5 protein-coding genes and 1 pseudogene are annotated in these 6670 nt (G+C 41.3%); 4 read left to right on the top strand and 2 right to left on the bottom strand.

The features are described from left to right. The 3 genes from ACYTXL_RS25940 to ACYTXL_RS25930 all read left to right on the top strand — a co-directional run. Positions 1-198 (top strand): pentapeptide repeat-containing protein (locus ACYTXL_RS25940; protein ID WP_461927206.1); only part of this gene is annotated, 198 nt, incomplete at its 5' end. Positions 199-793: 595 nt separating this feature from the next. Then, a complete protein-coding gene (locus tag ACYTXL_RS25935; RefSeq protein WP_461927205.1) occupies positions 794-2338 on the top strand; it encodes a DUF1565 domain-containing protein in 1545 nt (514 codons plus the stop codon). 117 nt (positions 2339-2455) lie between these two features. Further along, complete coding sequence (locus ACYTXL_RS25930) at positions 2456-3223, top strand: hypothetical protein (protein ID WP_461927204.1); 768 nt, start codon at positions 2456-2458, stop codon at positions 3221-3223. 48 nt (positions 3224-3271) lie between these two features. On the opposite strand, the gene ACYTXL_RS25925 is transcribed toward ACYTXL_RS25930, so the two are convergent. Continuing rightward, positions 3272-5341, bottom strand: a complete 2070-nt coding sequence (locus ACYTXL_RS25925; protein WP_461927203.1) for a tetratricopeptide repeat protein — start codon at positions 5339-5341, stop codon at positions 3272-3274. Between the two features lie 359 nt (positions 5342-5700). Here ACYTXL_RS25925 and ACYTXL_RS25920 point away from each other — a divergent pair, with 359 nt between their 5' ends. After that, positions 5701-5961, top strand: coding sequence for a hypothetical protein (locus ACYTXL_RS25920; RefSeq protein WP_461927202.1), 261 nt, complete (start codon positions 5701-5703; stop codon positions 5959-5961). A 508-nt stretch (positions 5962-6469) separates the two neighbouring features. Here the strand turns inward: ACYTXL_RS25920 and ACYTXL_RS25915 are convergent. Then, positions 6470-6670 (bottom strand): annotated as a pseudogene (locus ACYTXL_RS25915) (1-aminocyclopropane-1-carboxylate deaminase/D-cysteine desulfhydrase); the annotation flags it as partial.

The following is a 6670-nucleotide window of genomic DNA, read 5'->3' as shown; positions in this document are numbered from 1 at the left end:
TTAAGTGACGCGGATTTGCACGAAGCCAGCTTGATAGCGGCGAATCTAGATGGAGCCGATTTGAGTGGTGCAGACTTAACTGTAGCCGACTTATCTCAGGCAAATCTCACTCAAGCAGATTTGAGCCAGACAAATCTGAGTGGAGCAAATTTGGAAGGAGCCAATATAGAAGGAACAGTGCTAGATGGGAATTTGTAACGCATTCCCCATAACTAAAGTTGGGGGTTTTTGAGATCGCCCCCTTAAAAAGGCTTGTCGTTAACCAAGTGCATCCTCTGGTAATCACCCAATCTTGTGGGGTGGGCAGCGTTCGACTGAGCGCTCACGCCGAAGTCTTGCCCGCCTCTGGCTTAGGGCGGGCGAGACGGCCACCCCACAAGAAGTAGTTGAGTATTTTTGTATTTGGAAGTCCCTTAGCCAATCCAACCACTGCCAATACGGTTCGGTTAAGGTGGATATGCACTTATTGATCCCCCTTAGTCCCCCTTAAAAAGGGGGAAATAGAGCCATTGTTAGCCCCCCTTAAAAAGGGAGGTTGGGGGGATATTCTCGTACCCTGCCTTAAGTCGCTACGCGTCTATGGATGCAATACACGGTAGGGGCACTGGAGGCAGCAGCCCCTAATCAGCTATTCCCATGCATGGGAACGAGAGAATATTACTAGCTCAAAACTCGGAACTTCAAGCTTGAAACACCGAGCTTTGAGCTTGGAACTCGGAAGTTCGAGCTTGGAACACCAAACGCGGAGATCAGAACTCTTGTCATAATTAAAACAATTGACTCTCAACTATTAATGGTGAACTCTACCCTCGTTGTCAGACTCTATGTCAACCCTATGACAGGGAATGATACTAATACTGGTTCACGGTTGAGTCCGTTTAAAAGCCTCACCCGCGCCTTAAAAGTAATCAAAATCCGCACGATAATTCATCTGGAATCGGGGATTTACAGCGCCGCTAGTGATGAGGTGTTCCCACTGTTCATCCCTGGAGGGGCAACAGTGGTGGGTAACGAAGCGAAAAAAGGTGCAGGGATTGTAATTTTCGGGAGTGGCGAGTATCAAAGTCCCAGCTTTTATATGCAAAATATCACGCTGCTCTTGGTAGATAATGCCAGTCTTTTAGGTGTAACTGTGACTAATCCCTCAGCCAAAGGTACTGGTATCTGGATTGAATCGGCTGCACCTACTTTAGCTAACAATACTTTGAGCAACTGTGGGCGGGAAGGTGTGTTTACCACTGGTACTGCCAAACCCGTAATTTTAGATAACATATTTGTGCAAAATACTGCTAGCGGGTTATTTATGGCACGTCATAGCCAAGGAGAAGTACTGCGGAATCTATTTCAAAGAAACCCGTTAGGCATCGCAATTAGTGACTTTGCCGCTCCGACGATCGCCAATAACAAATTATCAGAAAATGGCACAGCGATCGCACTTTCTCGCAACGCCCAACCTCTGCTGCGTCAAAATCTCATTGCCAGAAATACCCAAGGTGGTTTATTAGTCAATGGGAATGCAATCCCCGATTTAGGTAATATCCAACATCCCGGTAATAACATTTTTCGTGATCATAGTGAATTTGATTTATACAATGCCACTACACAAAAGCTGGTTTCCGTAGGTAATCAATTAAATCCTTCTCTAGTCAAGGGCTTGGTCGAATTGATCCCAAGCAATCGAGTAGCAGTTAGCACCAGTTTCTCTAACGCTTCGACAGAATCCCGCTCTCAAAAACTCCCGGCGTCTCCCCAACTAGATGGACATTGGGCGGAACCATTTATTCAGGGATTAGTGAGCATGGATTTAACTCAGGGTTTTGCTGATGGTAGCTACCAGCCAGATAAACCCATGACTCGCGCCCAGTATGCAGCTTTGGTGGCGATCGCCTTTAACCCACTTCCCAAAGTCCCGGCACCTGATTTTACAGACGTACCCAAAGATTTTTGGGCTTATAGCGCGATCAAAATTGCGGCTAGCGGTGGCTTTGTTGGCGGATTTAGCGATTGCACTTTCCGTTCCGATCAAAATGTCCAACGGCTACAGGTGATTGTCTCCCTAGTAAACGGACTGGGACTACCAGCTGCTGATCGCGGTGTTTTAAAAGTATATAGCGATCGTCATACAATTCCCGATTATGCCCAAATAGCTGTTGCCACTGCTACACAACATGGAATAGTTGTCAACTATCCAGATCCGAAAGTGCTTGCACCTTCACGTTCGGCAACACGCGCCGAAGTTGCAGCGATGGTTTATCAGGCGTTAGTTGCCATTGGGCGAACACCTGCGATTAAATCAGTCTATGTAGGGTTGCATTCTAGAAGTTCACAAGTAGAATAGGAAACACTGCCTCTCGGCTTAGTAACTCGTGAAAAAAAACCATGTAGTTAAAAGCACGCTAGGCTAATATGCGATGGGTGACAAATCTGAGACCTATTGCCTAGAGATAATAGCCCCATGTTAACAACACTTCCAGACACATCTGCCAACTTGGCGATCGCCTTATTAATTAATTATAGTTTCGATCTCAGTGGGTATAGTGCCAATGAGCTAGTTGAGCGTTGGCAAACGCAATATCCCCTTAATTGGCTACACCTGGCAGTGATTGAGGCACTATATCAAGGTCGTTATAAAGGCGTTTCCGTGCAACAAATCTTAGTATTTTGGCAGCGCCGGGATCAGGCTACATATCATTTCAACATGGAATTTGAACGGATGATTTGTAGCAAATTTCCCCAAAGCTTAACCTCATTGGCTGCACCAGCCCTACCAGCAGCCCAGAAAAACCCGACTCTAGAAAAAGTGACGAGTCCGCAATTACCACCAGCTAAGATTCACAATGGCTATCAACACACTAATACTGCAACTCTACAACTGAAAAGTTCCGAACCAAAGACATCTTTGAGTGAAGAAGAGGAGAAGCAGGAAGATAGAGATCATCAAACCGTCTTGAATTCTCCGCTTTCTAGGAAATTTGCCTCTTCGTCAACCCTTCAGTTATCATCTGCTGTCAGCCAAAGGCAAACTTTACAATCAAGTCTACCGCCCTCTGCATCACCATTGCATCATAAACGGGCAAAGCTGCTTCCACCTGCTGCTATTCATGCCCCAATCGGACAATTTACTCCAGAAAAAAGCGATCGCTCTGAGTCTTTTACATCTAAACTCAAAGCGATGTCTGGTGAACAGAATCCAATTGTGGGGAATGGAGAGAGACGCGATTAATCGTATCTGTACTGGGGAATGGGGGTAGTAATGAATGTTTTTAGGTTTTTACTCTGCAACCAACTCCTTAAAACGCTGATCATCGGCAATCTCATCAAAATCTAGGTCAGTTGCTGCGTCTTCTTTATACCTGGGATTAAGTTTAATTGCTTGTTGTAGAGTTAACAGAGATAGTTCAACTTGTCTTTGCAGTGCGTAACACGCTGCTTTGTTGTAATAGGCACTGGCATAATCTGACTTAATTTCTAAGGCTTTGTTAAAACTAGCGATCGCTTCATCATCGCGTCCCAATCTTACCAAAGTATAACCGCGTTTATCCCAGATTTTGGGAGAATTGGGTTGGAATTCCAGGGCTTTGTCTAAGGAAACCATTGCCTCTTCATATTGTTCTAATGCTACTAGGGAAAGACTGCGATTCAACCAAGCAACTGGATCATCAGGCTTGATTTGTATAGCTTTGTCAAATGAGGCAAAGGCTTGCTGATGTTGTTGTAAATTTCCAAAAGCAACGCCGCGATCGCACCAAGCTTGATGATAATCTGGTTGCATCGCAATCGCTCGATCATAGGATGCGATCGCCTCTTTGTAGCGTTTTAACCTTCCGAGAGTTAGACCTCGTTTTAACCAAGCCACAGGTTCATGTGGTTGGATTTTCACTGCTTGGTTGTAAGCTGCGATCGCATCTTCATAGCGCTTTTCAGAAAACAGCCCATCTGCCTGTTTTACATATTCATCAGCAGTGAATTCTGGTTGTTGCGGCTGTTCTTGTATTTCTTCCTCAACTTCAGAATTTACAATCTCTAGGATCGATTCAGGTGTAATTTCAGTTAGTTCTTGAAGGATGAGATCCTTTCTTTCTTGGGCATCCACTTGTAACTCCAAGAGTTGAGAGACAAACTCCGTTTCTAATCTTTCTAACTTCTCCAAAATTATCATCTTTTGTTGTTGAGCATTCCATTGTAATTCGGAGAATTGCGAAGTAAACTCGGAACCAGATTTTTCTAAATTGTCAATAATTAACTCTTTGCACTTTTGAGCATCTACTTGTAACTCCGATAGTTGTTCAGCAAACTCTGACTGCAATGTTGCTAAACTCTCAACAATTTTATTTTTTTGTTCCTGAGCATCTATCTGTAATTCAGATAATTGAGACTTCAGTTGATTATCTAATTTTCCTAAACTTTCAAATGTAATCTCTTTTTTATTTTGAGCATCCACCTGTAATTCAGATAATTTATCAGCAAATTCTGACTGTAATTTTGTTAAACTTTCAAAAGCTATATTCTTTTGCTTTTCAGCATCAGACTGCCATCCAGAAAGTTGAAATGTAAACTTAGACCTTGATAGTTCTAAATCAGCAACGGCAAGTTCTTGCTGTTGTTGCACACCTGACTTTAAATTAGATAGTTGCTCTGCTATGACAGATACTAATTTTCCGAGATTCTCCAGTGCTATATCTCTTTCTTGTTGAGCATCAAACTCTAACTTAGATAGCCCAGAAGCAAATTTTGACTCTAAAAGTTTTATGTTTTCTTGAGATTTTTTGAGTTCAGTTTCTAATCTAGTTAATACCTGTGCTTTAGCTAAAGCTAGCTCAGATGTAAGCATAGATAGATTTTCTTCTTCACTTTTAATTTTTTGCTGTAAAGCAGCCGTTTCCTGTTCTAATTCATAATTAATTTTTTTAGCTTCTTGAATAACATTTTGAGCCTCTTGCCTAACGGTGTTTAGCTGATTTTGTAATTTTTCCATTCCCTGTAGTTGTTGCATTGCTCTCTCAACAAGTTCACGGATTATCACCCGTCGTAATAGCCAAAGTAAAGCAATGATTGCGACTGGAAATAGACTTAATATAACTAGCCAAATATTGAGTAAGATAGTTGTACGGCTAAAAGCGCTATTAAAATCAGACTGGACTTGCTGTTGAATTCGCTTTTCGACTCGTAGTCTTGCTAATTCTTCCCGTTCCTGATTCGATAAGACTGGAGCAGGAGTTATTGTTGGTTTGGGTGATGGTGCAGATTGTCCACTGGCAATACTAGCGCATAACAGTAAGGGTAAAAAGACAATAGTGTTTTTTCCAATTAAAGCGAAAATAGCTTGATTTTTGCTCTTCATAACAACCATTTCAGTCTGTTGGTCAGTTTTTGAAGCGGCGTGCCTCTCTCCAATCTATAACAGAATTAAGTAGTGAAATGTTGTAGAGGCAGTGGGAAATCCTGAACAATCCTTAATTAATCCGCTTCTCGTCCCTTAGTGTACGTAAAACTTCAGTGGTGGAATGTAGTCAATTTTTTGACATTTTTTTTGGTTTACTGATTATAACACGGACTTTGTTGCTACAAATAGGAGGGCGTTGAAACTGGAAGTTATACCTGTGCGCGAACTGTCAGGTGTCGATACTTCGCACTAACATTAGATTATCTAGGGTAAGCAGATTACTTTTCCTAAAATTAACTTAACAAAGGCGGTAGAAAATGGGTCGCTTAAATCCTTATACATTGCAATTGCAGATTACCCGAATGTTTGAGCAAGGGCAATCGTTTTTTGCCACAACCAAAGTACAAGAATGGTTGAAAGAACACAAACACAATCCAGAAGATTATGACATTATTTTCCATAAAAAACCCGCGCCTCCTGGTTCAAAAGAAGTGATGGTAGTGGAAATTGAATTACGCCGTAAGGATGGACAACCTGTAGATACTTGGTTACAGGAACAAGCAAATCTCCATGCCTGATTTTAGCAACTAGCAATTTTAAATTTCAATTCAGATTATCTTAACAGAATTTCCCAAAATATAGCGTTCCCAATTGCGGAACGCTCTTTGTTATCTAGATATTCTCTGTGCGATTGCCCATATCAAAAACATTAAATTCAATTACTATTAGCCTTTTGTTGATTAACAAATTCTATATGTTCCCAGATGTGAGTAGTATTTGTTAGTAAATCTACATTATGAAATATCATCTGGCTTAATCCGATTAGTGTAAGTAGAGCGGTGTGAATAATTCAAGGTTTGTAGTAAGGACTTTAGTCCTAATTTGAGGGCTTCAGCCCTCACTACAAACTCATATCAAGATTTTTTACATTAGTTAATCTACTTTGATTTATTTTCACCTACTTACTTATGTAAACATTGAATTAGCCTTACCTAACTTTGAGTAAATATCAAGATTGCTGTGTGAATTTAACTAATTTTTGTAAAATTCCATACAAAGCTAACTGATATTTAATTAAGTGGCAACTCAGATTTTAGTAAACTTCTGCAACCTTTGTTCTATCCCAATGTTACCCTGTAAACCTCCTGTGTGTACTAGTAGCAATGAATCGCCTTGACAAAAAAATCCCTGTTTTAGTAAATCCATCACTCCGTAAAACATTTTAGCGGTATATACGTAATCGAGGGGTATGCCATGTTCCTCTCTGAACTGCTGGCTAAACAGTAG

Source organism: Nostoc sp. (genome assembly GCF_054880495.1).
This window is presented reverse-complemented; position numbering and strand designations above follow the sequence as displayed.

Excerpts from the sequence above, each read along its gene's own strand:
- ACYTXL_RS25930 (WP_461927204.1), top strand. The coding sequence starts at position 2,456 with ATGTTAACAACACTTCCAGACACATCTGCCAACTTGGCGATCGCCTTA.
- ACYTXL_RS25925 (WP_461927203.1), bottom strand. The coding sequence starts at position 5,341 with ATGAAGAGCAAAAATCAAGCTATTTTCGCTTTAATTGGAAAAAACACT.
- ACYTXL_RS25920 (WP_461927202.1), top strand. The coding sequence starts at position 5,701 with ATGGGTCGCTTAAATCCTTATACATTGCAATTGCAGATTACCCGAATG.
- ACYTXL_RS25935 (WP_461927205.1), top strand. The coding sequence starts at position 794 with ATGGTGAACTCTACCCTCGTTGTCAGACTCTATGTCAACCCTATGACA.